At 63.9% G+C, this 25,769-nt stretch carries 23 protein-coding genes; 18 read left to right on the top strand and 5 right to left on the bottom strand.

Annotated elements, in window-relative coordinates; all coding sequences use genetic code 11:
• Positions 1–52: 52 nt before the first annotated feature.
• From ACFSCT_RS04195 to pta, 8 genes are all read left to right on the top strand, one after another.
• Positions 53–1,054 (top strand): TRAP transporter substrate-binding protein, encoded by a 1,002-nt coding sequence (locus ACFSCT_RS04195; protein ID WP_379140350.1) that lies wholly within the window; start codon positions 53–55, stop codon positions 1,052–1,054.
• Between the two features lie 81 nt (positions 1,055–1,135).
• The gene (locus ACFSCT_RS04190; protein ID WP_379140348.1) at positions 1,136–1,693 is read left to right on the top strand and encodes a TRAP transporter small permease; all 558 of its coding nucleotides are present in this window, start codon (positions 1,136–1,138) and stop codon (positions 1,691–1,693) included.
• Entirely contained in the window at positions 1,693–3,033 is a 1,341-nt protein-coding gene (locus ACFSCT_RS04185) for a TRAP transporter large permease (RefSeq protein ID WP_379140346.1), read from the top strand. Before ACFSCT_RS04190 ends, ACFSCT_RS04185 begins: the two co-directional genes overlap by 1 nt.
• A gap of 17 nt (positions 3,034–3,050) precedes the next feature.
• On the top strand, positions 3,051–3,446 hold the full coding sequence (locus ACFSCT_RS04180) for a nuclear transport factor 2 family protein (protein WP_379140345.1): 396 nt from the start codon (positions 3,051–3,053) through the stop codon (positions 3,444–3,446).
• A gap of 8 nt (positions 3,447–3,454) precedes the next feature.
• Entirely contained in the window at positions 3,455–4,846 is a 1,392-nt protein-coding gene (locus tag ACFSCT_RS04175; RefSeq protein ID WP_379140342.1) for an NAD(P)/FAD-dependent oxidoreductase, read from the top strand.
• Between the two features lie 12 nt (positions 4,847–4,858).
• The gene (gene xsc / locus ACFSCT_RS04170; protein ID WP_379140340.1) at positions 4,859–6,640 is read left to right on the top strand and encodes a sulfoacetaldehyde acetyltransferase; all 1,782 of its coding nucleotides are present in this window, start codon (positions 4,859–4,861) and stop codon (positions 6,638–6,640) included.
• A 182-nt stretch (positions 6,641–6,822) separates the two neighbouring features.
• Positions 6,823–7,839: a YeiH family protein gene (locus ACFSCT_RS04165; protein ID WP_379140338.1), complete on the top strand. Its 1,017-nt coding sequence runs from the start codon at positions 6,823–6,825 to the stop codon at positions 7,837–7,839.
• 173 nt (positions 7,840–8,012) lie between these two features.
• On the top strand, positions 8,013–8,987 hold the full coding sequence (pta, locus tag ACFSCT_RS04160) for a phosphate acetyltransferase (RefSeq protein WP_379140337.1): 975 nt from the start codon (positions 8,013–8,015) through the stop codon (positions 8,985–8,987).
• Between the two features lie 351 nt (positions 8,988–9,338).
• Here pta and ACFSCT_RS04155 read toward each other — a convergent pair whose 3' ends face one another.
• The gene (locus ACFSCT_RS04155; protein WP_379140334.1) at positions 9,339–9,638 is read right to left on the bottom strand and encodes a hypothetical protein; all 300 of its coding nucleotides are present in this window, start codon (positions 9,636–9,638) and stop codon (positions 9,339–9,341) included.
• A gap of 88 nt (positions 9,639–9,726) precedes the next feature.
• Positions 9,727–10,632 (bottom strand): LysR family transcriptional regulator, encoded by a 906-nt coding sequence (locus tag ACFSCT_RS04150; RefSeq protein ID WP_379140331.1) that lies wholly within the window; start codon positions 10,630–10,632, stop codon positions 9,727–9,729.
• Between the two features lie 219 nt (positions 10,633–10,851).
• On the opposite strand from ACFSCT_RS04150, the gene ACFSCT_RS04145 reads away from it, so the two are divergent.
• The 9 genes from ACFSCT_RS04145 (at position 10,852) to ACFSCT_RS04105 (ending at position 21,311) form a co-directional block, all read left to right on the top strand.
• Positions 10,852–12,054, top strand: coding sequence for an ABC transporter substrate-binding protein (locus tag ACFSCT_RS04145; protein WP_379140329.1), 1,203 nt, complete (start codon positions 10,852–10,854; stop codon positions 12,052–12,054).
• An 11-nt stretch (positions 12,055–12,065) separates the two neighbouring features.
• Entirely contained in the window at positions 12,066–12,845 is a 780-nt protein-coding gene (locus tag ACFSCT_RS04140; RefSeq protein WP_379140327.1) for an ABC transporter ATP-binding protein, read from the top strand.
• Positions 12,842–13,546 carry an ABC transporter ATP-binding protein gene (locus ACFSCT_RS04135; RefSeq protein WP_379140325.1) on the top strand — a complete coding sequence of 235 codons (705 nt, stop codon included), beginning with the start codon at positions 12,842–12,844 and terminating at the stop codon, positions 13,544–13,546. Before ACFSCT_RS04140 ends, ACFSCT_RS04135 begins: the two co-directional genes overlap by 4 nt.
• A 3-nt stretch (positions 13,547–13,549) precedes the next feature.
• A complete protein-coding gene (locus ACFSCT_RS04130) occupies positions 13,550–14,437 on the top strand; it encodes a branched-chain amino acid ABC transporter permease (RefSeq protein ID WP_379140323.1) in 888 nt (295 codons plus the stop codon).
• 1 nt (position 14,438) lies between these two features.
• Positions 14,439–15,440 (top strand): branched-chain amino acid ABC transporter permease, encoded by a 1,002-nt coding sequence (locus tag ACFSCT_RS04125; protein WP_379140321.1) that lies wholly within the window; start codon positions 14,439–14,441, stop codon positions 15,438–15,440.
• An 86-nt stretch (positions 15,441–15,526) separates the two neighbouring features.
• Positions 15,527–17,131 (top strand): GMC family oxidoreductase, encoded by a 1,605-nt coding sequence (locus ACFSCT_RS04120; RefSeq protein ID WP_379140319.1) that lies wholly within the window; start codon positions 15,527–15,529, stop codon positions 17,129–17,131.
• A gap of 254 nt (positions 17,132–17,385) precedes the next feature.
• A complete protein-coding gene (locus tag ACFSCT_RS04115) occupies positions 17,386–18,453 on the top strand; it encodes an ABC transporter ATP-binding protein (protein WP_379140317.1) in 1,068 nt (355 codons plus the stop codon).
• Between the two features lie 101 nt (positions 18,454–18,554).
• The gene (locus ACFSCT_RS04110; RefSeq protein ID WP_379140316.1) at positions 18,555–19,580 is read left to right on the top strand and encodes a Fe(3+) ABC transporter substrate-binding protein; all 1,026 of its coding nucleotides are present in this window, start codon (positions 18,555–18,557) and stop codon (positions 19,578–19,580) included.
• Positions 19,581–19,628: 48 nt separating this feature from the next.
• The gene (locus ACFSCT_RS04105) at positions 19,629–21,311 is read left to right on the top strand and encodes an ABC transporter permease (protein WP_379140314.1); all 1,683 of its coding nucleotides are present in this window, start codon (positions 19,629–19,631) and stop codon (positions 21,309–21,311) included.
• A 30-nt stretch (positions 21,312–21,341) separates the two neighbouring features.
• On the opposite strand, the gene ACFSCT_RS04100 is transcribed toward ACFSCT_RS04105, so the two are convergent.
• The 3 genes from ACFSCT_RS04100 to ACFSCT_RS04090 are packed head-to-tail and all read right to left on the bottom strand — an operon-like array spanning position 21,342 to position 23,611.
• On the bottom strand, positions 21,342–21,986 hold the full coding sequence (locus tag ACFSCT_RS04100) for a CDP-alcohol phosphatidyltransferase family protein (protein WP_379140311.1): 645 nt from the start codon (positions 21,984–21,986) through the stop codon (positions 21,342–21,344).
• Positions 21,987–21,998: 12 nt separating this feature from the next.
• On the bottom strand, positions 21,999–22,940 hold the full coding sequence (locus ACFSCT_RS04095) for a phosphatidate cytidylyltransferase (RefSeq protein WP_379140309.1): 942 nt from the start codon (positions 22,938–22,940) through the stop codon (positions 21,999–22,001).
• On the bottom strand, positions 22,937–23,611 hold the full coding sequence (locus tag ACFSCT_RS04090; protein WP_465263172.1) for a lysophospholipid acyltransferase family protein: 675 nt from the start codon (positions 23,609–23,611) through the stop codon (positions 22,937–22,939). Before ACFSCT_RS04090 ends, ACFSCT_RS04095 begins: the two co-directional genes overlap by 4 nt.
• 194 nt (positions 23,612–23,805) lie before the next feature.
• On the opposite strand from ACFSCT_RS04090, the gene ggt reads away from it, so the two are divergent.
• Entirely contained in the window at positions 23,806–25,548 is a 1,743-nt protein-coding gene (gene ggt, locus ACFSCT_RS04085) for a gamma-glutamyltransferase (protein ID WP_379140306.1), read from the top strand.
• The last annotated feature ends 221 nt before the right edge of the window (positions 25,549–25,769 follow it).

The raw sequence follows: 25,769 nt of genomic DNA, 5'->3' as shown, positions 1-25,769 counted from the left end.
GTCACGAAGCCGCAGTCGGGAGAGCTGTGGCCATATATCGGGAGGAAAAACGATGACCATGATGACCCGCCTGCTGGCAGGTGCCGCGACCGCTCTGGTGCTGGCGCTGCCCGTTGCCGCCAAGGAATACCGCATCGCCGTCGGCGATGGCGCCGGGGGCACGCAGGAAGCGCTTGGCAACGCGTTCACCGCCGCGTTGGCGGAACAGTCCGGCGGCAACATGACCGGGAAACTGTTCCTGAACGGCCAGCTTGGCAGCGAAGAGGATACCGTCAGCGCCGCCGCGACCGGAACGCTGGATTTCTCGATCCTCGCGATCAATAACATCACCCCCTTCTCGCCCACCGTCGGCACGCTGACGCTGCCCTATGTGATCCTGTCGCTGGAGGATGCGGAAAAGATCACCCAGGGTGAGATCGGGCAGCAGATGATCGACCAGACCATCGAGGACGCCGGCGTGCGCATCATCGGCTGGGGCTATTCGGGTTTCCGGGTGCTGACCAACTCGAAAAAGCCGGTCTCGACCGTGGCCGATCTGAAAGGGCTGGTCATCCGGGTGCCGAAGAACGAAATCATGATCGAGACCTACAAAAGCTGGGGTGTGAACCCCACGCCGATGTCGTGGAACGAAACCTTCGCAGCGCTTCAGCAGAAGGTCGTGGACGGGCAGGACAACCCCTACATGACCGTCTATGCGATGAAATTCGACGAGGTTCAGAAATACATCACCAACCTGCGCTACCTGTTCTCGATCGAGCCGCTGATCATCTCCGAGGCGGTGTTTCAGGACATGAGCGAGGATGAACAGAAGCAGGTGCTGGCCGCCGGTGAAGCCGCGACCAAGGCTTCGGCAGAATTCCTGCGCACCGAAGAGGCCAAGATCCGCGACGAGCTGGTAAAGCGCGGCATGGAAATCACCGAGCCCGCCGATGGCGAAAAGGAGTTCATTGATCTGGCGACGGCGGCGGTCTGGCCGAAATTCTATGATCAGATCGGCGGCAAAGAGGTGCTGGACAACGTGCTGACCTCGCTGGGTCGCCCGGCCGCGCCGTAAGGTTCCTCCCCGACTGGCGCGCGGGCTGGTTCCGCGCGCTTTTTTCATTTGTTCCGTAGCCGTCCCTTTCGGAGGCCCACCATGTCTGCGTTCTGGTCGTTTCTCGACAGGTTTGAAAGCCACGTCTGCCGGATTCTGCTGGCCGTGTTCGTGACGCTGCTGTTCGTGCAGATCGTCGCCCGCCAGATTTTCGGTTTCTCGATCACATGGATCGAAGAGCTTTCCGTGATCCTTTTCGTCTGGTTCGCCTATTTCGGGGCGTCCTATGCCGCCCGCATGGCCGCGCATAACCGGGTGACGTTTCACCTGAACATGATGCCCCGCAAGCAGGCCCGCATCATCGAGGCCATCGGTGACGCCTTCTGGATCGCCTTCAATGTCGTTTTCATCTGGTATGCGATCGAGTTCATCAGCCGCCTGAAGCCTTTCGTGAAGGCCCAGACGCTCGGCTGGGAAATGCGCTATGTCTATATGGCGCTGCCGATCGCCTTCACGCTGATGACCATCCGCATCATCCAGGTGAATTATCTGAAACTGGTCCGTGGTGTCGACCCGGCCGACCCTGACCGCGTCACCGTCGAGGCCGTGCTTGAATTGGCCGAAGACGAAAAACGCGCCTATGATCGGGAGCATCGCTGATGGATAACCTGCTGGTCGAAATCCTGTTCGGCTCGTTCTTCGCGCTGATGATCCTCGGCGCGCCGATCACCGTGGCGCTTGGCGTCGCCGCGCTGGCCGCGATGCTGTATCTGGGCGACAACCCGATCAAGATGGTGCAGATGGCGTGGTCCTCGGTCGGGTCCTTCCCGCTGATGGCGCTGCCCGCCTTCATCCTTGCCGGCGCGCTGATGGAGGCCGCGGGCCTCAGCCGCCGGCTGATCGCCGTCGCCGAAAGCCTTGCCGGTCCCTTCACCGGCGGCCTTTCCGCCGCCACCATCATCGCCTGCCTGTTCTTCGGCGCGATCTCGGGTTCCGGCCCCGCCACCACCGCCGCCGTCGGCATGCTGATGATCCCGGCCATGGTGCGCCAGAACTACGGCGCCGGCTATGCCGCCTCGGTCACCGCCGCGGCCGGGGGTCTGGGCATCATCATCCCGCCCTCGATCCCGATGGTCATCTACGGCATTTCGGCGATGGGTCTGCAACCCGACCCCGCCGCCGTCGAAACCTATGGCCAGTTCCAGTCGGTGTCGATTTCCAAGCTGTTCATCGCCGGCTTCCTGCCCGGCGTGGTGATGGCGGGCGGTCTCTTGATCATGAACTACATCCGTTGCCGGATGCGCGGTTTCCACGGCTCGGACGAACCCCTGTCGCTGCACAAGGTCGCCTGCGCCTGCTACAAGGGCTTCTGGGCGCTTCTGGCCCCGGTCGTGATCCTGGGCGGCATCTATACCGGCCTGTTCACCCCGACCGAAGCCGCGATCGTCGCCATCTTCTATACCCTGTTCGTGGGCCTGTTCATCTATCGCGAACTGGATCTGACCGAGGTGATCAAGTCGCTTGACACCACGACATGGCTGGCCGGGCGCGTTCTGCTGGTGCTGTTCGCGGCTACGATCTTCGGCCGGGTGCTGGTCGAGAACAACATCCCCGGCGTGATCGCGGGCGGTATCCTGTCGCTGACCACCAATCTTTACCTGATCTGGGCCATGGTCATCGGTCTCTTGCTGATCGTCGGCATGTTCATGGAGACGCTGGCCGCGATCATGATCCTTGTGCCGGTGATGCTGCCGGTCGCCTATATGGTCGGCATCGACCCGATCCACTTCGGCATCGTGATGATCTGCACGCTGTCGGTCGGCTTCCAGACCCCACCCTTGGGCGAGAACCTGTTCATCGCCTCGGGCATCTCGGGCGTCTCGATCGAGCGGATCAGCCTGCGGGCCATTCCCTTCGCGATCTCCTCGGTCGTGGCAATCTTCATCATCGCCTCTTTCCCGGCCATCGCCCTTTGGCTGCCGCGGATGCTGGGCTATTAACGAAAGGATAAAATCCCATGTCACGCAACCTGACCGCCGACGATCTGAAGGCCACCTTCGACGCCTTCAACCGCCACGACATCGACGCCGTGATGACCAAATTCGCCGATGACTGCGTGTTCTTCACCGTGGCGGGCGACAATGAATATGGCAACCGGATCGAGGGCAAGGACGCCATCGCCAAGGCCTTCGTGAATGTCTGGACCTCGATGCCGGATGTCGAATGGGCCGACCACAGCCATTTCATGTCCGAGGACGGCACCCGCGGCGTCAGCCAATGGACCTTCCGCGCCACCAATCCCGACGGCACCCGCACCGAGGTTCAGGGCGCCGACCTGTTCCGGATCAAGGACGGCCAGATCGTCGAGAAACAGGCCATCCGCAAGCAACGCCCCGCCATTCCCGCCAAGTGAGGTCTGCCATGCAGGCAATCGAAAAACGTCCCGGATCGGTCCCCTTCGATCCCTATTATGACCCGATGACGGCGCGCGCGCTGGGTCCGCGCAGCGATTATGCCCCGACCTACTGGATCGGCACCGCCGGGCCCGCCCCGGAAGATGACGGCCCCGTCACCGGCGACATGGATGTGGACGTGGCGGTGATCGGCTCGGGCTATACCGGGCTTTCGACCGCCATCCATCTGGCCAAGATGCACGGCATCAAGGCCACGGTTCTTGAAGCCAATGGCGTCGCCTACGGCTGCTCGACCCGCAACGGCGGGCAGGCGCAGATCAGCTCGGGCCGGCTCAAGCGCAGCCAGTGGATCGACCGCTGGGGCCTCGACGTGGCCAAAGGCATGCACGCCGAGATATCCGAGGCTTTCGCCCTGTTCCGCGACCTGATCCGCGATCCCAATATCGACTGCGACCCGCAGGAAGGCGGCCATTACTACATCGCCCACAAGGCGTCGATGATGGCCCCGCTGGAGTCCGAGGCCAAGCTGCTGCGCGACACCTTCGGCTATGACGCCCGGATGCTGTCGCGTGACGAATTGCACGCCACCGTCGCCCGCGACATGGAGGCCCATGGCGCCATGTGGGAGGCGGACGGGCTTGGCATCCACGCCGCGAAGCTGGCCTTCGGCTATCTGAAACTGGCGCGGTCGCTGGGGGCCAAGGTCCACACCGACAGCCCGGTCCAGACCTGGGAATACAAGAACGGCGTGCATCTGCTGCGCACCCCCGGCGGCACCGTCCGCGCCAAGCGCGTTGCGGTGGCGACCGCCGCCTATGCGCCGCGCGGGCTGAACCCGCGGGTGCGCGACCGGCTGATGCCGATCATGTCGAACAGCATCGTGACGCGGCCGCTGACCGACAGCGAACTGGCCGAGGTCGGCATCCAGAAGCTGTCGCCGCTGACCGATACGCGCACGCTGCGCCACTATTATCGTCTGCTGCCCGATAACCGGCTGCAGATCGGCTCGCGCGCCGCGATCACCGGCAAGGATGCCGCCAACCCGGCGCATCTGAACGCGCTGAAGGAAGGCATGGCCCGCAAATTCCCGGCCCTGCGCGGCATTGATCTGGATTACTCGTGGTGGGGCTGGGTCGATGTCAGCCATGACATGATGCCCCGCATCACCGGCCTGCCCGACATGCCCGGCGCCTTCTATGCGCTTGGCTATGGCGGCAACGGGGTCATGTATTCCGCCATGGCCGGTCGCCGCATGGCGCAACTGGTCGCGGGTGAGGCGGTGCCAGACCTGCCGATCTTCAACACCGAATTGCCGCATGAGGGCTGGAAAACCCCGTTCCGGCGGCTGGGCCAATGGGGCCTGTATCAACTTTATCACTTCCGCGACGAACGCAAATAAGGAGCGACGCCGATGAAAATGACAACCGAAGAAGCCTTTATCAAAGTCCTTCAGATGCATGGGATCGAGCAGGCGTTTGGGATTATCGGCTCGGCGATGATGCCGGTGTCCGACCTGTTCCCGAAGGCCGGGATCACCTTCTGGGATACCGCGCATGAAACCAATGCCGGACTGATGGCCGATGGCTTCACCCGCTCGACCGGCAAGATGTCGATGATGATCGCGCAGAACGGCCCGGGCGTCACCGGCTTCGTCACCCCGGTCAAGACCGCCTACTGGAACCATACGCCGCTTTTGCTGGTCACCCCGCAGGCCGCCAACAAGACCATCGGTCAGGGCGGTTTCCAGGAAATGGAGCAGATGCGCCTGTTCGCGGATTCGGTCTGCTATCAGGAGGAGGTCCGCGACCCCTCCCGCATCCCCGAGGTGCTGAACCGGGTGATCATGCAGGCATGGCGCAACTCGGCGCCCGCGCAGATGAACATCCCGCGCGATATGTGGACGCAGGTGATCGACGTCGATCTGCCGCAGGTCGTGGCCTTCGAGCGTCCCTCGGGCGGCGAGGAAGCCGTGGCCGAGGCGGCCCGTCTGCTGTCCGAAGCCAAGTTCCCGGTCATCCTCGCCGGTGCGGGCGTGGTCCTGTCGGGGGCGATCCCGGATGTGGGCATGCTGGCCGAGCGGCTGGAGGCGCCGGTCGCCTCGAACTATCAGCACAACGACGCCTTCCCCGGCTCGCACGCGCTGTCCGTTGGCCCCTTGGGCTATAACGGCTCGAAAGCGGCGATGGAGCTGATCGCCAAGGCCGATGTGGTGCTGGCGCTCGGCACCCGTCTGAACCCGTTCTCGACCCTGCCGGGCTATGGCATCGACTATTGGCCGAAGGACGCCAAGATCATTCAGGTCGACATCAATGCCGACCGGATCGGGCTGACCAAGAAGGTGACGGTCGGCATTCAGGGCGACGCCGCCAAGGTGGCGCGCGGCATTCTGGCCCAGCTTTCGCCCAATGCCGGCGACGCCGGGCGCAAGGAACGCCGCGACCTGATCGCCCAGACCAAATCGCGCTGGGCGCAGGAACTGTCCAGCCTCGACCACGAGCAGGACGATCCGGGCACGGTCTGGAACGAGGAAGCGCGCGAGCGTGACGGCGACCTGATGTCGCCCCGTCAGGCATGGCGGGCGATCATGCAGGCGGTTCCGGCCGATGCCATCATCTCCTCGGACATCGGCAACAACTGCGCCATCGGCAACGCCTATCCGACCTTCGAGGCCGGGCGGAAATACCTTGCCCCGGGCCTGTTCGGTCCCTGCGGCTATGGCTTCCCGTCGATCCTCGGCGCCAAGATCGGCAATCCCGACACGCCGGTGATCGGCTTTGCGGGCGACGGTGCCTTCGGGATCTCGATGAACGAGATGGTCTCGGTCGGGCGCGAGGGCTGGCCGGCGGTGACCATGGTGATCTTCCGCAACTATCAGTGGGGCGCCGAAAAGCGCAACACGACGCTGTGGTATGCCAACAACTTCGTCGGCACCGAGCTGAACCGCGAGACCACCTATGCCGGCATCGCCGAGGCCTGCGGCGTGCGCGGGGTGCAGGTGAAAACCTCCGAGGATCTGACCCACGCGCTGCATGAGGCGGTCGAACGCCAGATGAAGAACAAGGAAACCACCTTCATCGAGGTTCTGCTGAATCAGGAACTGGGCGAGCCCTTCCGCCGCGACGCCATGAAGAAACCGGTCCCGGTGGCCGGCGTCGACAAGGCCGACATGCGCCCGCAGAAAGGCGCGGTCTGAGAACGGCCGGGCCGGGGCGCCAAGCGCGCCCCGCCCATACAGTGACGGCCGCCGCCGCAACGACGGCGCGGCGGCCCGGCAGGAACCGCCTTTCCCTTGGGCTGCAGCGGTTCCATCCCTTTCCTTCCGGCGCGGGGCATTCCCTTTGCCGGAAGGTATTCCGACCCTGACCGGAGACGACAATGCTGACCTCCATGATCCCCTCGCGCGGCACGCTGACCGATGCCTTTCCCGGCTTTGCCGTCTCGGTTCTCGTCGCCGCGACCGCGCAGTTCCTGTCCGACCATTACGGCGCGCCCGCGATGCTGCTGGCGCTGCTGCTGGGGCTGGCGCTGAACTTTCTGGCTGATGAGGGCACCCGCACCGCGCCGGGCATCGCCTTCACCGCCCGCACCGTCTTGCGGCTGGGGGTGGCGCTGCTGGGCGCGCGGATCTCGGTCGACATGCTGGCCGCGCTTGGCGGGGCCTCGATCGCGCTGGTGGTGGCCGGGGTGATCCTGACCATCCTGTTCGCGCTGGTGGCCAGCCGCTTCGTCGGACGGGGCTGGCGCTTTGCGCTGCTGACCGGCGGCTCGGTCGCGATCTGCGGCGCCTCGGCCGCCATGGCCATCGCGGCGGTGCTGCCGAAGCACGAGAAATCCGAACGCGATCTGGTCTTTACCGTGCTGTCAGTCACGGTGCTTTCGACCGTCGCCATGGTGCTTTACCCGATGCTGTCCAATGCCTTCGGCTTCACGCCGCGCGACAGCGGGGTGTTTCTGGGCGGCACCATCCACGACGTGGCGCAGGTGGTCGGCGCGGGCTTTTCCATCGGCCCCGAAACCGGCGAGACGGCGACACTGGTGAAGCTGATCCGGGTGTCGATGCTGGCGCCGGTGGTCTTGTGCTTCTCGCTGGTGATCCGGGCCCGCGGGCTGGCCGATACCGATGGCGGCAAGGCGCCGCCGCTGCTGCCGGGCTTCGTCATCGGCTTTCTGGTGCTGGCGGCGCTGAACAGCTTCGGGCTGATCCCGCAGGCGGTGTCGGACGTGGCGGGCGATCTGTCGCGCTGGGCGCTGCTAATCTCGATCGCGGCGGTGGGCATCAAGACCTCGCTGAAGAAGATGCTGGAAGTCGGCGGCGGTGCCATCGCGCTGATCGTGGCCGAGACCATCTTCCTTGGCGTCTTCGTCGTCGCCGGGCTGCACTTCCTGGGCTGAGGCCAACGCCGTGACGGCCCCCGCACGCCCCTCTCCACAGCCTTTATACCGGGCGTACAGCGCCGGTACACGGCCGAGGGGCGACGCGGGGCGCGCGCGCGCGTAAGACATCATTCGTTGCGCGGGCCGCGCGCGACCTTCAACAGCCATTGCCTTCTGAAAGGGCCGCCGCCATGACACCGCTTGAACGTATCTTCGATGCCGCCCGCGCCACGCCGCGCCACATCATCCTTTCCGAAGGCGATGATCCGCGCGTGGCCGAGGCTGCGCGGCGCCTGACCGCCGAAGGTCTGGCCCGCATCACCCTGATGAACGGTCCCGAGCTGCCGGGCATCACCACGCTGGTCCCGGCCGAAGCCGCCGATCTGGCCGCACTTGCCGACCGCTGGCATCAGATGCGCGCGGCCAAGGGCATGACCGCCGAACAGGCGCTGGCCGAGATGCGCGACCCGATCCGGCAGGCGGCGATGCGGGTGCATCTGGGTCAGGCCGACGGCACCGTCGGCGGCGCGGTCGCGACCACCGCCGATACCGTGCGCGCGGCGCTTCAGGTGATCGGCCGCGCCCCGGGGGCAAGCATCGTTTCCAGCTTCTTCCTGATGCTGGCCCCGGCGCCGGACGGCCCTATCGGCGAGGGCGTGATATTTGCCGATTGCGGGCTGATCGTCGATCCTGACGCGGGTGAACTCGCCGCCATCGCCCGCTCGGCCGCGCAATCCTGCCGGCAATTGCTGGACCAGACGCCCCGCGTCGCCCTGCTGAGCTTTTCGACCATGGGGTCGGCCAATCACCCCAGCCTGCAGAAGATCCGCGAGGCCTTGGCGATGATCCGGGCGGCGGAACCGGACCTGGAGATCGACGGAGAATTGCAGTTCGACGCGGCGCTTGACGATGCCGTTCGCGCCAAGAAGGCGCCGAACAGCCGCCTGACCAGCCGGCCCAATGTGTTCATCTTTCCCGATCTCGCCTCGGGCAACATCGGCTACAAGATCGCCCAGCGTCTGGGCGGACTGACCGCGGTCGGCCCGATCCTGCAAGGCCTTGCCCGCCCCGCCAACGATCTGTCGCGCGGCGCCTCGGTCGACGATATCATCGCCGCATGCGCGGTCACGGCCGTTCAGGCGGCGGGCACTGCCCAAAAGGATTGACGGGCCAGCGGACCGCCGCCTGATGGGGCGCAGCGGTCCGACCCGGCAAACGGAAACGGACGCCGGCGGCCGGTGTCGCGTCGGGCACAGTCCTGACCACCCCCCGCCTTCCAACTATAGCGCCTCTTTCAGCGGACTGGTCGAGACGCCAAGCTCGGCCGACAGGCTGCGCTCGTTCAGACACTCGCCGTATGTGGTCCGATATGATCGCATTCGGTCAGAATCTGATACATCAGCTTTCAAACCATGTTCCGAGTGCTGTCCCTCGCCGCATGATTGGTTATGAACGCATGGGATGGCGGGGCTGTCTCCGACGCCGGAGAATGGAGGGCCGACGCGGAAAAACCGGCCTCAGCCGGCGGGGTTCATGTTCGGATGGATATACCCCAGCACCCGCCCGCCGGCGTCGACGCGGCAGAGATGCAGCCGGTTGCCGTCCCGCGCCTCGATCATCGCAACGCCGTCTTGGGTCGAGGCCCAGGTCGATCTGACATCCGCCACCGGTCGCCGGATATGCGCGGCGATCGCTGCCGTACAGGCCGATTCCTGCATGGCGCGCAAATCCGGCCCGGCATCGGGCTGTGTCGCCGGCTGGTCCTGAACGCAGGCCGTAAGCATTGCCAATGGGACAAGGGCGATCATCGGGCGCATGGCATATCTCCGCATCTGGAGCCGGAGCGTCAGCATAGCATCGAAGGCCGGTTCTGGACAGATCGGCGACGGCACGCCGGGTCCGATCTCAACGCGCGATCAGCATGTCCTGACGCGCCTCGACCAGATCATAGAGCAGCCCGATCGCGGTACGCTCGCGCGGGGCGTCGCGCTGATCGCGGTGGCAGGACAGCCAATAGGTGCGGACCAGATGCACCTCATCCGGCAAAAGCTGCACAAGATCGGGCCGGGTGCTGGCCATGTAATGCGGCAGGATGCCAAGCCCCAATCCCTGCCGAACCGCCGTCATCTGCGCGAAGATGGACGAGCTTTCCATGGTCGGGCGGATGCGCGGGTTGACCTCGCTCAGATAATCCAGCGCCGGCGCGAATATCATGTCGTCGATATAACCGATGAAGGGATGGGCGGTCAGGTCGTCCCGGGAACGGATCGGCGCCGCCTGCGCCAGATAGCTGCGGCTCGCATACAGGTGCAGCGTGTAATCCGTCAGCTTTTCAACCCGGTAGGGCGTGCTTTTGGGCGGATCGAGCGAGATACCGATGTCCGAGGATTTTCGCGACAGCGCCATGATCTGCTGGATCGAGACAAGCTCCAGCGACAGCCCGGGCAGCTTGCGGCGAAACTCGGGCAGGAACTGCCGGCAGAACAGATCACAGAACCCCTCCGGCACATTGAAGCGAATCACCCCCGACACGGCGGCGGCGGTCCCGGCCAGCTCCTCGCGCAGATCGGTCGCGCTTTTCTCGATCCGCTCGGCCAGCGCGCGCAACTGCTCGCCCGCCGGTGTGGTCCCGTAGCCGCGGGGGTTCCGCTCAAAAAGGCGGCAGTTCAGCGCCATTTCCAGCCGCTCGACCCGGCGCGCCACGGTGACATGGCTGGTCCGAAGCTGTTGGGACGCCCGCGTCAACTGGCCGGTCCGCGCCACTGCAAGAAAATATTGCAGATCGTCCCAAACGAATGGCAGCCCCGTCACGACCCCTCCTGCCCGCAAACACCATAAAGATTTCGTACAGACTCTGTATGAAATATGCAGCCATCTGTCACTTGTCTTACATGACGGCGGATGGTTAGTCTTTGCATGTCGGGGCGTAGAGGAGCCGTCCGGATACGCTGGGACACATCATAACAGGACGGGGCGCCCGGAACGGGTCAAGCTCGGCCATGTCCAATTCGACGTTAATGGGAGGATACCATGAAGAAACTGCTACTGTCGGCAACGGCGCTTTGTGTGCTGGGGGTCCCGGCCCTTGCGCAAGTCTCGGATAACAAGGTCAAGATCGGGATTCTCAACGATCAATCTGGCGTCTATGCCGATTTCGGCGGGAAATGGTCGTTCGAGGCCGCAAAAATGGCGGTCGAGGATTTTGGCGGCAAGGTTCTTGACGCCCCGATCGAGGTGGTGACCGCCGACCATCAGAACAAGCCCGACATCGCGTCGAATATCGCCCGGCAGTGGTACGATACCGAACAGGTCGATTCGATCATGGAGCTGACGACCTCGTCGGTGGCGCTGGCGGTGCAGGCGCTGTCGAAGGAAAAGAACAAGATCACCATCACCACCGGCGCCGCGACGACCGAACTGACCGGCGCGCAATGCACCCCGATCGGCTTTCACTGGGCTTATGACACCCATGCCTTGGCCGTCGGCACCGGCGGCGCGCTGGTGGAACAGGGCGGCGATTCCTGGTTCTTCCTGACCGCGGATTATGCCTTTGGCTACTCGCTGGAAGAGCAGACCGGCAATTTCGTCAAGGCCAAGGGCGGTCAGGTTCTGGGCTCGGTCCGCCATCCTCTGGCGACGACCGATTATTCCTCGTTCCTGCTGCAGGCGCAGGCTTCGGGCGCCAAGGTCATCGGTCTGGCCAATGCCGGCGCCGATACGCAGAACGCCATCAAGCAGGCGACGGAATTCGGCATCGTCGCAGGGGGCCAGCGGCTGGCGGCGCTGCTGTTCACGCTGTCCGAGGTGAACGGCATCGGGCTTGAAGCCGCCCAAGGGCTGAACCTGACCGAAAGTTTCTATTGGAACCGCAACGCGGAATCGGCCGAATTCGGCAAACGTTTCATGGAACGGACCGGCCGCATGCCGAACATGATTCAGGCCGGCACCTATTCGGCCGTCCTGTCCTATCTGAAGGCCATCGAGGCCGCCGGCACCGATGAAACCGAGGCCGTGGCCGCCAAGCTGCATGAACTTCCGGTCAAGGATGTCTTTGCCGAAAACGGCAAGGTTGCACCGAACGGGCGGATGATTTCGGACGTATATCTGATGCAGGTCAAGAAGCCGGGCGAAAGCGACATCCCGTGGGATTACTATAACGTTCTGGCCACGATCCCCGGCGACGAGGCCTATCTCGACCCCGCCAAAAGCGGTTGCCCGCTTGTGACGCAATAAGTCGTCCGACCATGGCAATGCCTGCTGTCGATACGCAGGACCAGCCGCGGGTGGTGTTGTCCGCCCGCGGCCTCGGTCGGGATTTTGGCGGGTTCACCGCCGTCAACGACGTCGATCTTGATGTCCGGCATGGCCTGATCCACGCGCTGATCGGGCCGAACGGCGCCGGCAAGACCACGGTTTTCAACCTGCTCACGAAATTCCTGCAACCCACGCGCGGCACGATCACGCTGCTGGGCACCGATATCACCCGGATGCGGCCGGATCGGGTGGCGCGCATGGGGCTTGTGCGTTCGTTCCAGATCTCGGCGGTGTTCCCGCATCTGACCGTGCTTGAGAATTTGCGCGTCGCGCTGCAACGCCCGGCCGGGCTTGCCGTTCAGTTCTGGCTGCCGCTGTCGACGCTGAACCGGCTGAACGCGCGGGCCGAGGCGTTGATTGATGATCTGGGTCTGACGGCGTTTCGTGACACCCGCGCCGCCGACCTGTCCTATGGCCGCAAACGCGTGCTGGAAATCGCGACGACGCTGGCGCTGGACCCCGAGGTCCTGCTGCTGGACGAACCGATGGCCGGCATGGGCGGCGAGGATGTGCAGATGGTCGCCGACATCATCCGCAATGTCGCCCGCGACCGGGCCGTGCTGATGGTGGAGCATAACCTTGCCGTGGTCGAGGACATCTGTGACGAGGTCACCGTCCTGCAACGCGGCAAGATCATCGCGCATGGCGATTATGCGACCGTATCCGAAAACCCGCAGGTCCGGACCGCGTATATGGGGACCGAGGCATGACGAACCCGCTTCTGGACGTGAAGGATCTGCACGCGTGGTACGGCGAAAGCCATGTCCTGCACGGCGTCGACATGCATGTCGCGCCGGGCGAGACGGTGTGCATTCTGGGCCGCAACGGCATGGGCAAGACCACCACCCTGCGCAGCATCATGGGCATTCTGCGCCAGCGCCAAGGGCAGATCCTGCTGAACGGCCGCGACATCATGAACATACCGCTGCACCACACCGCGCGGGCCGGGCTGGGTTTCGTCCCCGAGGAACGCGGCATATTCGCAAGCCTCTCGGTGCATGAAAACCTGATGTTGCCCCCAAAGGTGGCCGATGGCGGCATGTCGGTGGACGAAATCTATGATCTGTTCCCGAACCTTCTGGAGCGCCGGAACAGCCCCGGCACCAAGCTGTCGGGTGGCGAGCAGCAGATGCTGGCCATGGCGCGGATCCTGCGCACCGGCGCCAACTGTCTTTTGCTGGACGAGCCGACCGAGGGGCTGGCCCCGGTCATCATCCAGCGCATCGGCGAGGTGCTGAGCAGACTGAAGGAACGGGGAATGACCGTGGTGCTGGTCGAGCAGAACTTCCGCTTCGCCTCAAAAATCGCCGACCGGTTCTATCTGATGAACCACGGCCGGATGGCGGCGGAATTCCCGGTATCGGATCTGCCGCGGCAGGCCGAGATGCTGCAAGCGGCGCTGGGGGTCTAGATCATGACGATGATATTCGGAATCCCCCTACAAGCGCTTTTGGGTCAGCTTCTGGTCGGGCTGATCAACGGTTCGTTCTATGCGCTGCTGTCGCTGGGGCTGGCGGTGATTTTTGGCCTTTTGCGGGTCATCAACTTCGCCCATGGCGCACAATACATGCTGGGCGCATTCACCGCGCTGTTGCTGTCGACGGTTGCCGGGATCGGCTATTGGCCGGCGCTGATCCTTGCGCCCGTTCTGGTGGCGCTGTTCGGCGCGGTCATCGAGCGCGGGATGCTGTCGCGGCTTTACAATCTGGACCCGCTTTATGGGCTGTTGTTCACCTTCGGTCTTGCCTTAGCGATCGAGGGCACGTTCCGGTACTTCTACGGCGCCTCGGGCCAGCCCTATTCGGTGCCCCCGGCTCTGGGCGGCGCGGTCAATCTGGGTTTCATGTTCCTGCCGATCTATCGCGGCTGGGTCGTCGTGGTCTCGCTTGTGGTCTGTCTGGGCATCTGGCTGCTGATCGAGAAAACCAAACTGGGCGCCTATCTGCGCGCGGCGACCGAAAACCCGACTTTGGTGCAGAGTTTCGGTGTGAACGTGCCTTTGCTGCTGACGCTGACCTATGCGCTGGGGGCCGGGCTTGCCGCCTTTGCCGGGGTTCTGGCCGCGCCGATCTATCAGGTCAGCCCGCTGATGGGGTCGAACCTGATCATCATCGTCTTTGCGGTGGTCGTGGTGGGCGGCATGGGGTCGATCATGGGCGCCATCGTCACCGGCTATCTTCTGGGCATAGCCGAGGGCCTGACCAAGGTCTTTTACCCCGAGGCCTCCAATATCGTGATCTTCGTGATCATGGCCATCGTGCTGGTCCTGCGGCCCGCCGGACTGTTCGGAAAGGAAACCTGACATGGCAAATGCGCAGCTTGCGACATCCGCGCGTCCGGCCCGGGCAGGCCAACCCGGCGCCGCGAAGATACGGCTTGCGTTTCTGATCATCGGCCTCGCGGCGCTGATCGCGGCACCTTATCTGTTCTATCCGATCTTCGTCATGAAGATCTTGTGCTTCGCGCTTTTCGCCTCGGCCTTCAACCTGCTGCTTGGCTACACCGGGCTTTTGTCCTTTGGTCACGCCGCGTTCTTCGGCGGCGCCGCCTATATCACCGCCCATGCCTGCAAGGTCTGGGGTTTCCCGCCCGAACTGGGGGTGTTGCTGGGGGTCGTCTTTGCCGCCTTTCTGGGGTTGATCATGGGGGCCGTCGCCATCCGCCGGCAGGGCATCTATTTCGCCATGATCACGCTTGCGCTTAGCCAGATGTTCTTTTTCTTCTGCCTTCAGGCCAATTTCACCCATGGCGAGGACGGCATCCAGTCGGTTCCGCGCGGCATGCTGTTCGGCATCTTCGATCTGTCCCAGACCATGACGATGTATTTCTTCGTTCTGGGCGCGTTCCTGATCGGCATCTTCGCGATCTGGCGCATCGTCAATTCGCCTTTCGGAATGATCCTGAAAGCCATCCGCGAGAATGAGAACCGGGCGATCTCGCTGGGCTATTCGGTCGCGCGCTACAAGCTGGCCGCTTTCGTGATGTCGGCCGCGCTGGCCGGGCTTGCCGGATCGGTCAAGGCGCTGGTGTTTCAGTTCGCGACCCTGACCGATGTCGCATGGCAAATGTCGGGCGAGGTCATCCTGATGACCCTGCTGGGCGGTATCGCGACGCTTTTGGGCCCGATCGTCGGCGCCGGGCTGGTCGTGACCTTGCAGAACTATCTGGCCACCTCGGATTTCCCGGTGACCATCGTGACGGGCGTGGTCTTTATGCTGTGCGTCCTGTTGTTCCGGCGCGGGCTGGTGGGCGAATTCTACGCCTCACGGCTTGGTCGGTGGCTGGGCTTCCGGGCCGAGAACTGATTTCGGCGACCGGCCGCACTGAACGCGGGCCGGCGCCGGCACCCGTGCCCCGCCATCGGGTCGCGGACATTACTTGAGGAACCGAAATGGAAGAGTTCGATTATATCGTGATCGGCGCGGGCAGCGCCGGCTGTGTTCTGGCGAACCGGCTTTCCGCCGATCCCCGCAACCGGGTCCTGCTGCTCGAGGCGGGCGGGCGTGACAATTACCACTGGATACACATCCCGGTGGGCTATCTCTACTGCATCGGCAACCCGCGCACCGACTGGATGTTCAAGACCGAACCCGAGCCCGGTCTGAACGGCCGCAGTCTGGGCTATCCGCGCGGCAAGGTGCTGGGTGGCTGCTCGTCGATCAACGGCATGATCTATATGCGCGGTCAGGCGGCCGATTATGACGGCTGGCGACAGATGGGCTGCACCGGCTGGAGCTGGGACGACGTTCTGCCGGTATTCCGGCGGCAGGAGGATTATTACCGTGGCGCCTCTGACGCGCACGGCGCCGGCGGCGAATGGCGGGTCGAGCAGTCGCGCCTGCGCTGGGCGGTTCTGGACGCCTATCTTGAGGCCGCCGTGCAGGCCGGCATCCCCCGCACCGAGGATTTCAACACCGGCGATAACGAGGGTGGCGGCTATTTCGAGGTCAACCAGCGCGCCGGAATCCGCTGGAACACCGCCAAGGCCTTTCTGCGTCCCGCCCGGAACCGGCCCAATCTGAACATCCAGACCCACGCGCAGGTGACCCGGCTGATCATCGAACAAGGCGCGGTCCGCGGCGTCGAATACACTCAGAACGGCGTCAAGAAGCAGGCGCGGGCGTTGCGCGAAACCGTGCTGTCCGCGGGGGCCATCGGCTCGCCGCATGTGCTTGAGCTTTCGGGCGTGGGCCGGGCGGATGTATTGACGGCCGCCGGCGTAACCCCGGTCTGCGAGGTGCCGGCGGTCGGTGAAAATCTTCAGGACCATCTGCAGCTTCGCGTCGTCTACAAGGTCGAGGGCGTGCCGACCCTGAACGAACGCGCCTCCAGCATGATGGGCAAGCTGGGAATCGGCATGGAATATCTGATCCGGCGTTCCGGCCCGATGTCGATGGCCCCCAGCCAGCTTGGCATCTTCACCCGCTCGGGCCCCGACAAGGCCACCCCGGATCTGGAGTTTCACGTTCAGCCGGTCAGCCTTGATCGGTTTGGCGAACCCGTCCACCGATTCCCCGCCATGACCGCCTCGGTCTGCAATCTGCGCCCGGAAAGCCGGGGATCGGTCCATCTGCGCGACGCCGATCCGGCGAACGGCCCGGCGATCCGGCCGAATTATCTGACCACCGAAGGGGATCGCCAGATCGCCGTCAGCGCGATCCGGATCACCCGCGAGATCGCCCGGCAACCCGCCTTTGCGCGGCTGAACCCGACCGAGTATCGCCCCGGCGCAGATTTGCAGACGCATGAAGAACTGGTCCGCGCCGCAGGCGACATCGGCACGACGATCTTTCATCCCGTCGGCACCTGCCGGATGGGTGCCGATGACGCCTCGGTCGTCGATCCGCGGCTGCGATTCCGCCGGCTGGGCCGGCTGCGCATTGCCGACGCCTCGATCATGCCAAGCATCACATCGGGCAACACCAACTCGCCCACCATCATGATCGCCGAGCGCGCGGCGGACATGATCCTTGAGGATGCAAGGACCTTGGCCTAGGGCCAAACCTTATTAGATTATGCATGATCATCGGGGGGGCATTTGTGCCGCCGCCCTGCCCTTCGCACCGCTGACCTGACGGCGCGGTAGGTGTGTGGCGTGACGGCGGAGCAAGTAACGTCTTTGTTGGCCGGTCTGGACGCGGCCGGCCAAGCGTCGTTAAAGGTATGGGAACTGGAATCCCGAACGGATTCAACGTTTCCCGGATCGACGACAGATTCGCGATACGCCCAAAGCTAGAGAATTACGATCAGATGACCCCTAATCAGCCACCCGCGCTTGAACTTGACCGCATTTCCCGGTGGCTGGGCGGCCGGCAGATCCTGTCCGACATCACGGTTTCCATACCGACGGGCAAGATCAGTTGCCTGCTGGGCCAATCCGGTTGCGGCAAATCGACGCTGTTGCGGCTGATCTCGGGCGTCGACCGCCCCGACGGCGGCCGGATTCGCATGGACGGGCAGGAAATCGTCGGCGACGGCAGTTTCGTCGAACCCGAAAGCCGCAACATCGGCTTCATGTTTCAGGATTACGCCCTGTTCCCGCATATCAGCGTGGCGGCGAATCTTGCCTTTGGTCTGCGCGGCATGTCCAAGGCGGAACAGCAAAAGCGCGTGAATGAGGTCGTCGACGGAATCGGCATCCGGCATCTGGTCGACCGCTTTCCGCATTCGCTGTCGGGCGGCGAGCAGCAGCGCGTCGCCCTTGCCCGGGCGCTGGCGCCGAAACCGGCGGTCCTGCTGATGGACGAGCCGTTCTCGAATCTCGATCAGGGGTTGCGCGAGCGGGTGCGCAAGGAAACCGTGGAAACGCTGCGCAAACTGGGCACCACGGCGATCATCGTCACCCATGACCCGCAAGAGGCACTGGCCGTCGGCGACCTCATCATCCTGATGCGCGAGGGGAAAATCGAACAGATCGGATCGCCCTTCGACATATACGATCACCCGGTTTCCCCCTATGCCGCCGAATTCATGGGCCCCTGCAACCGGCTGACCGGAATATTCGCGCGCGGCCAGATCGAAACGCCGATCGGCAAGTTTCAGGCCAATCTGAACCTGCCCGACGGCGCGCTGGCGGTGGCCTGCATCCGGCCGCAGGCGCTGACCATCGAATCGGCGGGCGATGGAATCGCCGCGCGGATTCTGGCCAAATCCTTTCTGGGCGAAAGCGAGCAGATCGACATCAGTGTCCACCCCCTGGCCCAGCCGCTGCGCGTGCACAGCCATCAGCGCATTCCCATGGCGGTGGGGCAGCAGGTCAGTCTGCACCTGAATCACGCCGAGATTCACGTGTTTGCCGATGCCGTGGTTCCGGTCTGAACGCGCGTCGGTAATAATTTGACAAAAATACTAAACTATCCTACCGCTTCCGGGACCACCGGCCGCTGGACGGCCCCGAACCTGACTGGAAGGAATTGGATATGACGGTTGCGACGATTTTGCCGCGCGCCATGCTGGCGGGGGCATTCGCCCTGACCTGGGCGGGCGGCGCCTTCGCCCAAGAGCTGAACCTGTATACCTCGCGCGAGCCCGGGTTGATCGAACCGCTGCTGAACGCCTTCACCGAAGAAACCGGCGTCGTGGTCAATACGGTGTTTCTGAAGGATGGCGTCGCCGAACGTGTCGCCTCTGAAGGGGAAAGCTCGCCCGCCGATGTGCTGATGACGGTCGATGTCGGAAATCTGGCCGATCTGACCGAGCAGGGGCTGACCCAGCCGGTCGATTCCAAGATCCTTCAGGATTCCATCCCTGCAAACCTGCGCGATCCCGGCAACCAGTGGTTCGCCCTGTCGATGCGCGCCCGCGTCGTCTATGCCGCCAAGGATCTGGAGCTGGACAAGATCACCTATGAAGAGCTGGCGGACCCGAAATGGAAAGGCAAGGTGTGCATCCGCTCGGGTCAGCATCCCTATAACACGGCGCTGATCTCGGCCTATATCGCCCATAACGGCGCCGAACAGGCCAAGGAGTGGCTGACCGGGCTGAAAGCCAATCTGGGCCGCAAGGCAGGCGGCGGCGACCGCGACGGCGCCAAGGACATTCTGGGCGGCATCTGCGATATCGCGGTTGCGAACTCTTATTACGTCGGGCTGATGCGCTCGGGCAAAGGCGGCGACGAACAGCGCGCATGGGGCGACGCGATCAAGGTAATCCTGCCGACCTTTGAAAAGGGTGGCACCCATGTGAACATCAGCGGTGCGGCCGTCGCAAAATATGCCCCCAACAAGGACCAAGCGGTGCAGTTTCTGGAGTTCCTCGTCTCGGACGAAGCGCAGAAATTGTATGGCGCGGCGAATTTCGAATATCCCGTCAAACCCGGTGTCGCGCTTGACCCGATCGTCGCGTCGTTCGGCGATCTGAAGGTCGACCCGACCCCCCTGACCGAAATCGTGACCTATCGCAAACAGGCAAGCGAGCTGGTCGACGAAGTCGGCTTCGACAACTGATAAGGACAGGACCGTGCGGCGGCACATGTCGCCGCACGGTCAACGATGATGGCGGTTTCAACCGAGCAAGATTTTCACTCCGAACGGACCTTTCGCATACGCGGCAAGGTATGGGTTCTTGCCAGCCTGCTGATCGCCGGGCTGATGCTGGTGCCGGTCATCGCGCTTTTCTGGCAGGCCGCGCGCGGATCGGCCGGGCTGTGGAGCCACCTTTTCACCAATGTGCTGGCCTATTCCCTTGGCCAGACCGCCATCATGATGACCGGCGTGGGGGTGTTGGTGGCGGCCATCGGCACCTCGACGGCTTGGCTTGTCACCGCCTATGAATTCCCCGGGCGCCGCGTTCTGGAATGGGCGCTGCTGCTGCCGCTTGCGGTTCCCACCTATATCGTCGCCTATGCCTATCTGGACCTGCTGCACCCGCTTGGGCCGGTTCAATCCGCGATCCGCGCCGTGTTGGGCTATAGCAGCCCGCGCGAGTTCCGCCTGCCGGACATCCGCAACATGGCGGGTGCCATCGGGCTGCTAAGCCTGGTTCTGTATCCCTATGTCTATCTGCCGGCGCGGGCGATGTTCATGACGCAAGCCGCCAACCTGATCGAGGTTTCGCGCACATTGGGCACCACCCGGCGACAGTTGTTCTGGCGCGTCGCGCTACCCATGTCGCGGCCCGCGGTGGCAGTCGGGGTCAGTCTTGCGCTGATGGAAACGCTGAACGACATCGGCGCGTCCGAGTTTCTGGGCGTCCGCTCGCTGACCGTTTCGATCTACACCACATGGGTGACACGCTCGGACCTGCCGGGCGCGGCGCAGATCTCGCTTGCGCTGCTGTTGCTGGTCATCGCGCTGGTCTCGCTTGAACGCTGGGCACGACGGCATCAGCGTTACAGCGTCAGCGCCCAAAGATCGCGCAGCTTCACGCCGTGGAAGCTCAGCGGCAAGGCGGGGCTGGTCGCGCTTGGGCTTGGCATGGTGCCGATCCTGCTCGGCTTCGTCGCCCCGGCGCTGCACCTGTCGATCGAGGCGTGGCGGCGGTTTCAATTCGCCGGCCTTTCCGACCAGCTGCTGATCGAGGCGCGCAACACCTTCGTGCTGTCGGCCGCCGCGACGGTCGTGGTGCTCATCTGCGGGCTGATCGTGGCCTATACTGCGCGGATCGTGCCGCGCCGGGGCATGCAGGTGCTGCAACGGGTGTCCTCGCTAGGCTATGCGATGCCGGGCACGGTTCTGGCGCTGGGGATCCTGATCGCGGTGGGCAGTCTTGACCGTTTTATCGACCGCAGCGCGCAGGATTGGTTCGGCTTCTCGACCGGGCTGCTGCTGATCGGTTCCGGGCTGGCCTTGGGCTATGCCTATCTGGCGCGGTTTCTGGCCATCTCGGTCGGGTCGGTCGACGCCGGGCTAAGCCGCATCCCACGCAGTTATGACGACACCGCGCGCACGCTTGGCTATGGTGTCACGGGCATGCTGTGGCGCGTGCACCTGCCCCTGTCGCGCGCAACGCTTGCCGCGGCCGGGCTGCTGGTCTTTGTCGATTGCATGAAGGAACTGTCGGCCACGCTTTTGCTGCGGCCGCTGAATTTCGAAACCCTCGCCACGCATCTTTATGGCGAGGCCGCGCGCGGCACCTATGAAGAGGCCGCGATTGCCGCACTGGCCATCGTGATGGTCGGGATATTGCCGGTGATACTGCTGGCAAGGGTCGGCCGGGTCGAACCCAACAGACCCTAGGCGGCGGCCCCCTTGCGGACGGACGCCCGCCTAGCCTGCCAGCAGCCGCTCTCGCAGCGTCAGGGCGCGGCGTGCGACCGTGGCGATCCCGCCGATCACGATGACCCAAAGCGCCGCGGTCAGGATATCATCGGCGCGGACCCAAACCGAAAGAACAACCGACAGAACCGCGGCACCGGTGATCAGCGCCATGCGATGCGGCTTGGCCATCGGGCCGCGGAAATCGGCGGGCAGCTTCAGCCCGGAACCAAGCTCGCGCACATAAGCCGCCAGAACCGCGATCGTGGCGGCGGCAAAGCCCAGCGCCGGGGTGCCGATGCCAAGCCCCACCCCGGCCAGAATCAGGATGTCGGAAATGCGGTCCGGAAACTCGTTCCAGAACGGCCCGTCGGGCGCGCCTTGGCCGGCCTCGATCGCCACCATCCCGTCGATCAGGTTGCAAAGCAGGCGTAGCTGACAGCCCAATGCGCCCACGATCAGCAAACACCCCCTGACCACCGTGTTGTCGGTCAGCGCAAGCGACCAGAACGCCAGCCCCGCGATCAGCGCCATCGCCATGCTGGCTTGCGAGATCTGGTTCGGGGTGATCCCGCGTCCGGCAAGGGTGCGCGCGATCCACCGCGCCCATCGGGTGTCGCGGCTGTTCAGCGGACGGCGGTTATCGGCAGCGTTCATCGGCAAGGACCCCTAATGCACATCCCAGAAAAAGCGGGTGATGTGGAAAAATATCGGCGCCGAAAAGATCACGGAATCCAGCCGGTCGATGAAGCCGCCATGACCGGCGATCAGATGGCCCCAATCCTTGACCCCGCGATCCCGCTTGATCGCCGACATGACCAGACCGCCCAGAAAGCCCATGATGGTTATGACCACGGACATTCCCGCCGCCTGCAGCACCGAAAACGGGGTGATCCAGTACAGCGCCGCCCCCAGCACGCTGGCCGACAGAACCCCGCCGATCAGCCCCTCCCAGGTTTTTGACGGAGAGATGTTCGGCGCGATGCGGGTCTTGCCGATCAGCTTGCCCCAGATGTACTGGAAAACGTCGCTGGACTGCACCACGACCACCAGAAAGAAGATCAGAAACAGATCCTTGCCCTCATAACCTTCGATATGAAGGCCAAGCAGCGCGGGAACATGCGAGATGCAGAACACGCTGATCATCAGCGCCCATTGCGCTTCGGCAACGCGGACCAGAAAATTGTCGGTCTCGCCGCTCAGCGCCGAGACGACCGGCATCAGCAGAAACGCATAGACCGGAATGAAGACCGAGAAGAACCCGTACCAGTTCATCCCGACCGATATATACTGCAATGGCAGGACGACGAAAACCGCCGCCGCCAATGCCCAGTGATCGGCGGTTTTCGTGTTCGTGAGCGTCAGAAATTCGCGCAGCGCCGCGAATGAGCAGATGGCGAACAGGATGACCACCCCCACCTTGCCGGCGATGAAGGCCAGCGCCATGACCCCGACCATGACCCACCACGCATTGATGCGCGCGATCAGGTTTTCGACCGTCAGACTGGGACCGGCGGGGCCGGACCGCAGTTTCAGCACCTGCCCGACCGCCGAGGCCAGCACCAGCACGGCAAGCACGCAAAGGGAAAGAAACAGAAAACTGTCGGTCATGACGCCCTGCCCTTCGCCCCGGTGCCCTTCGCCCCGGCCGCCAGCGCCAGCAGCGCGGTTTCGGCGCGCTTCAGGAAGGCGGCCTTATCCTCGCCCGGCGACAGGTGCATCGGCGCGCCAAAACTGACCGTGCAGATCAGCGGGATCGGTATGAATTTGCCCTTCGGCATCACCCGGTTCAGGTTCTCGATCCAGACCGGCACCAGATCCACCGACGGCCGTGCGCCTGCCAGATGGAACAGCCCCGATTTGAAGGGCAAGAGCATTTGGCCGGTGGTATTTCGCGTGCCTTCCGGGAACAGGATCAGGCTGTCGCCCGCGTCCAGCGCCTCGACCATCGCCTCGACCGGGTCCTTGGTCCGTTTCGCGGGATCTCTTTCAATCAGCACCGCATTGAACACCGACCGCCCGATAAAGGTTTTCAGCCGTGATTTCAGCCAGTAATCGGCGGCCGCGACGGGGCGGGTTCTGCTGCGCATGGTCTTTGGCAGAACGCTCCACAGCAGAACGAAATCGCCGTTGCTGGCGTGATTGGCGAAATAGACCCGCTGGGTGGCGCGGGGCTCGATGCCAAGCCATATCCCGCGTACAGCGGTGACGAGTCTGGCAAATGCGACAATAAGCGATGACGTGAAACTGGCAAACATCCCGGCAGATTGTCTCAAGCCCATGGCCGTGGCAACGGGTCACCGCAAGCGAACATGCCGACCCGCACCGGCGGTGGCCGAAAAGCTTCGGCGCCCTGCGGAAAACGGCGCCGGAGCGGTGATTTTGGGCAATTAGCCTGCATTTCGGTTTGACCCCGCCCCGGCATGGGTGTCGACTAAGCCAAGGCATTCAGGTTTGGAAAAGAGGAGGAATCACTATGCGGATCAAGGGGATCAGCCGGTTCGGCGCGGTGACGGTGATGGCAGTCGCCGCGTTATGCGCCCTGCCGGCCGGCGCGCAAGAGGCCGCGATCTATTCCGGCATGGACCGGATTCACCCGGTCTGGGCCGAAAACGGCATGGTCGCAGCGCAGGAAAGGGTCGCGGCCGAGGTCGGGCGCGATATCCTTGCGCAGGGCGGGAATGCCGTCGATGCGGGCGTGGCGGTGGCCTTCGCGCTGGCGGTCACCCTGCCCCGCGCCGGCAATCTGGGCGGCGGCGGCTTCATGCTGATCCACGACGCCGAAACCGGAGAGACCCAGGCCATCGACTATCGCGAGATGGCGCCTGCCGGGGCGACCCGCGACATGTTCCTTGATGCCGCAGGCGAGGCGGATTCCGACAAGTCGCGCTATACCGGCGCCGCGTCGGGCGTGCCCGGAACCGTCGCCGGCATGAAACTGGCGCTCGATCGCTATGGCAGCATGGAATGGGCCGTTGTGATCGCCCCCGCCGTCAAGCTCGCCGAGGAAGGCATTACCGTCACCCCCGATCTGGCCGACAGCCTCGAGGCGCTGAAAGAGCGGCTGACCCGCTATCCATCGGCGGCCAAGATCTTCTACAAGGACGGTGGAGAGCTGTATCGCCCCGGCGACAAGCTGATACAGGCGGATCTGGCGAATACGCTGAAAAAGATCGCCGCCGAGGGGCCGGACGGCTTTTACAAGGGCCCGGTGGCCGAGGCCATCGCCACATCCGTCACCGATGCCGGCGGCAAAATGACGCCCGACGATCTGGCCGCCTATAAGGCGGTGCTGCGCACGCCGGTCAAAGGCACCTATCGCGGCTATGAGGTCGTCTCGATGCCGCCGCCCTCGTCCGGCGGGGTCCATCTAATCCAGATCCTGAACACGCTTGAGGGATATCCGATCGGGGCGCTGGGTCAGAACTCGTCCGAGACGATCCATCTGATGGCCGAAGCGATGAAACTGGCCTATGCGGACCGGTCGGAATATCTGGGCGACCCGGATTTCGTCGACGTTCCGGTCGCGGCGCTGACCAGCAAGGAATATGCAAAGGACATGCGGGCCAAGATCAACCTCGCCTTCGCCACCCCGTCCGAGCAGATCAAGCCCGCCGATCTGACCCCTTACGAATCCGACCAGACCACGCATTACTCGATCATCGACAAGGACGGGAACGCGGTGTCGAATACATACACCATCAACTTTTCCTATGGCTCGGGGCTGGTGGCCGAGGGGACCGGCGTCCTGATGAACAATGAGATGGACGACTTTTCGGCCAAACCCGGTGTGCCGAACGCCTATGGGCTGATCGGTGGCGATGCGAACGCGGTCGGCCCGGGCAAGCGGCCGCTGTCCTCGATGACGCCGACCATCGTGAACAAGGACGGCAAGGTCTGGCTGGTCACCGGCTCGCCCGGAGGGGCGCGGATCATCACCACCGTGCTTCAGGTCATCATGAACATGATCGACCACAACATGAACGTGGCCGAGGCCAGCACCGCCCCCCGCATCCATCACCAATGGTTGCCGGATGAGCTGCGGATCGAAGAGGGCATCAGTCTGGACACTCAGCGCGCGCTGCAGGCCAAGGGGCATGTATTGTCGCTGCAAGAGGTCATGGGTTCGACCCAATCGGTGATGCTTGACCCCGAAAGCGGCTATTTGCTCGGGGCATCCGACCCCCGCGTCGCCGGGGCGGCGACGGTCGGCTACTGACGGAAACCCGCACTGAACCGGAAAAGGCCGGGCGCAAACCCCGGCCTTTTTGATTCTCAAGCCCGGCAGCCACGCTCACCCCGGGGGCTATCGGCGCATATTGATCGCCGGGGCGCGGATGATTTCCTTCCCGTCGCGCAACCCGAGTCGGCGAGACCCTGAGAATCAGCCCAACCTGCGCCGCTGGATGGGCGCGCGGGTGTCATTTTGAACCGTGAGGA

Source organism: Paracoccus pacificus (assembly GCF_042680785.1).
GTDB lineage: Bacteria > Pseudomonadota > Alphaproteobacteria > Rhodobacterales > Rhodobacteraceae > Paracoccus > Paracoccus pacificus.
This window is presented reverse-complemented; position numbering and strand designations above follow the sequence as displayed.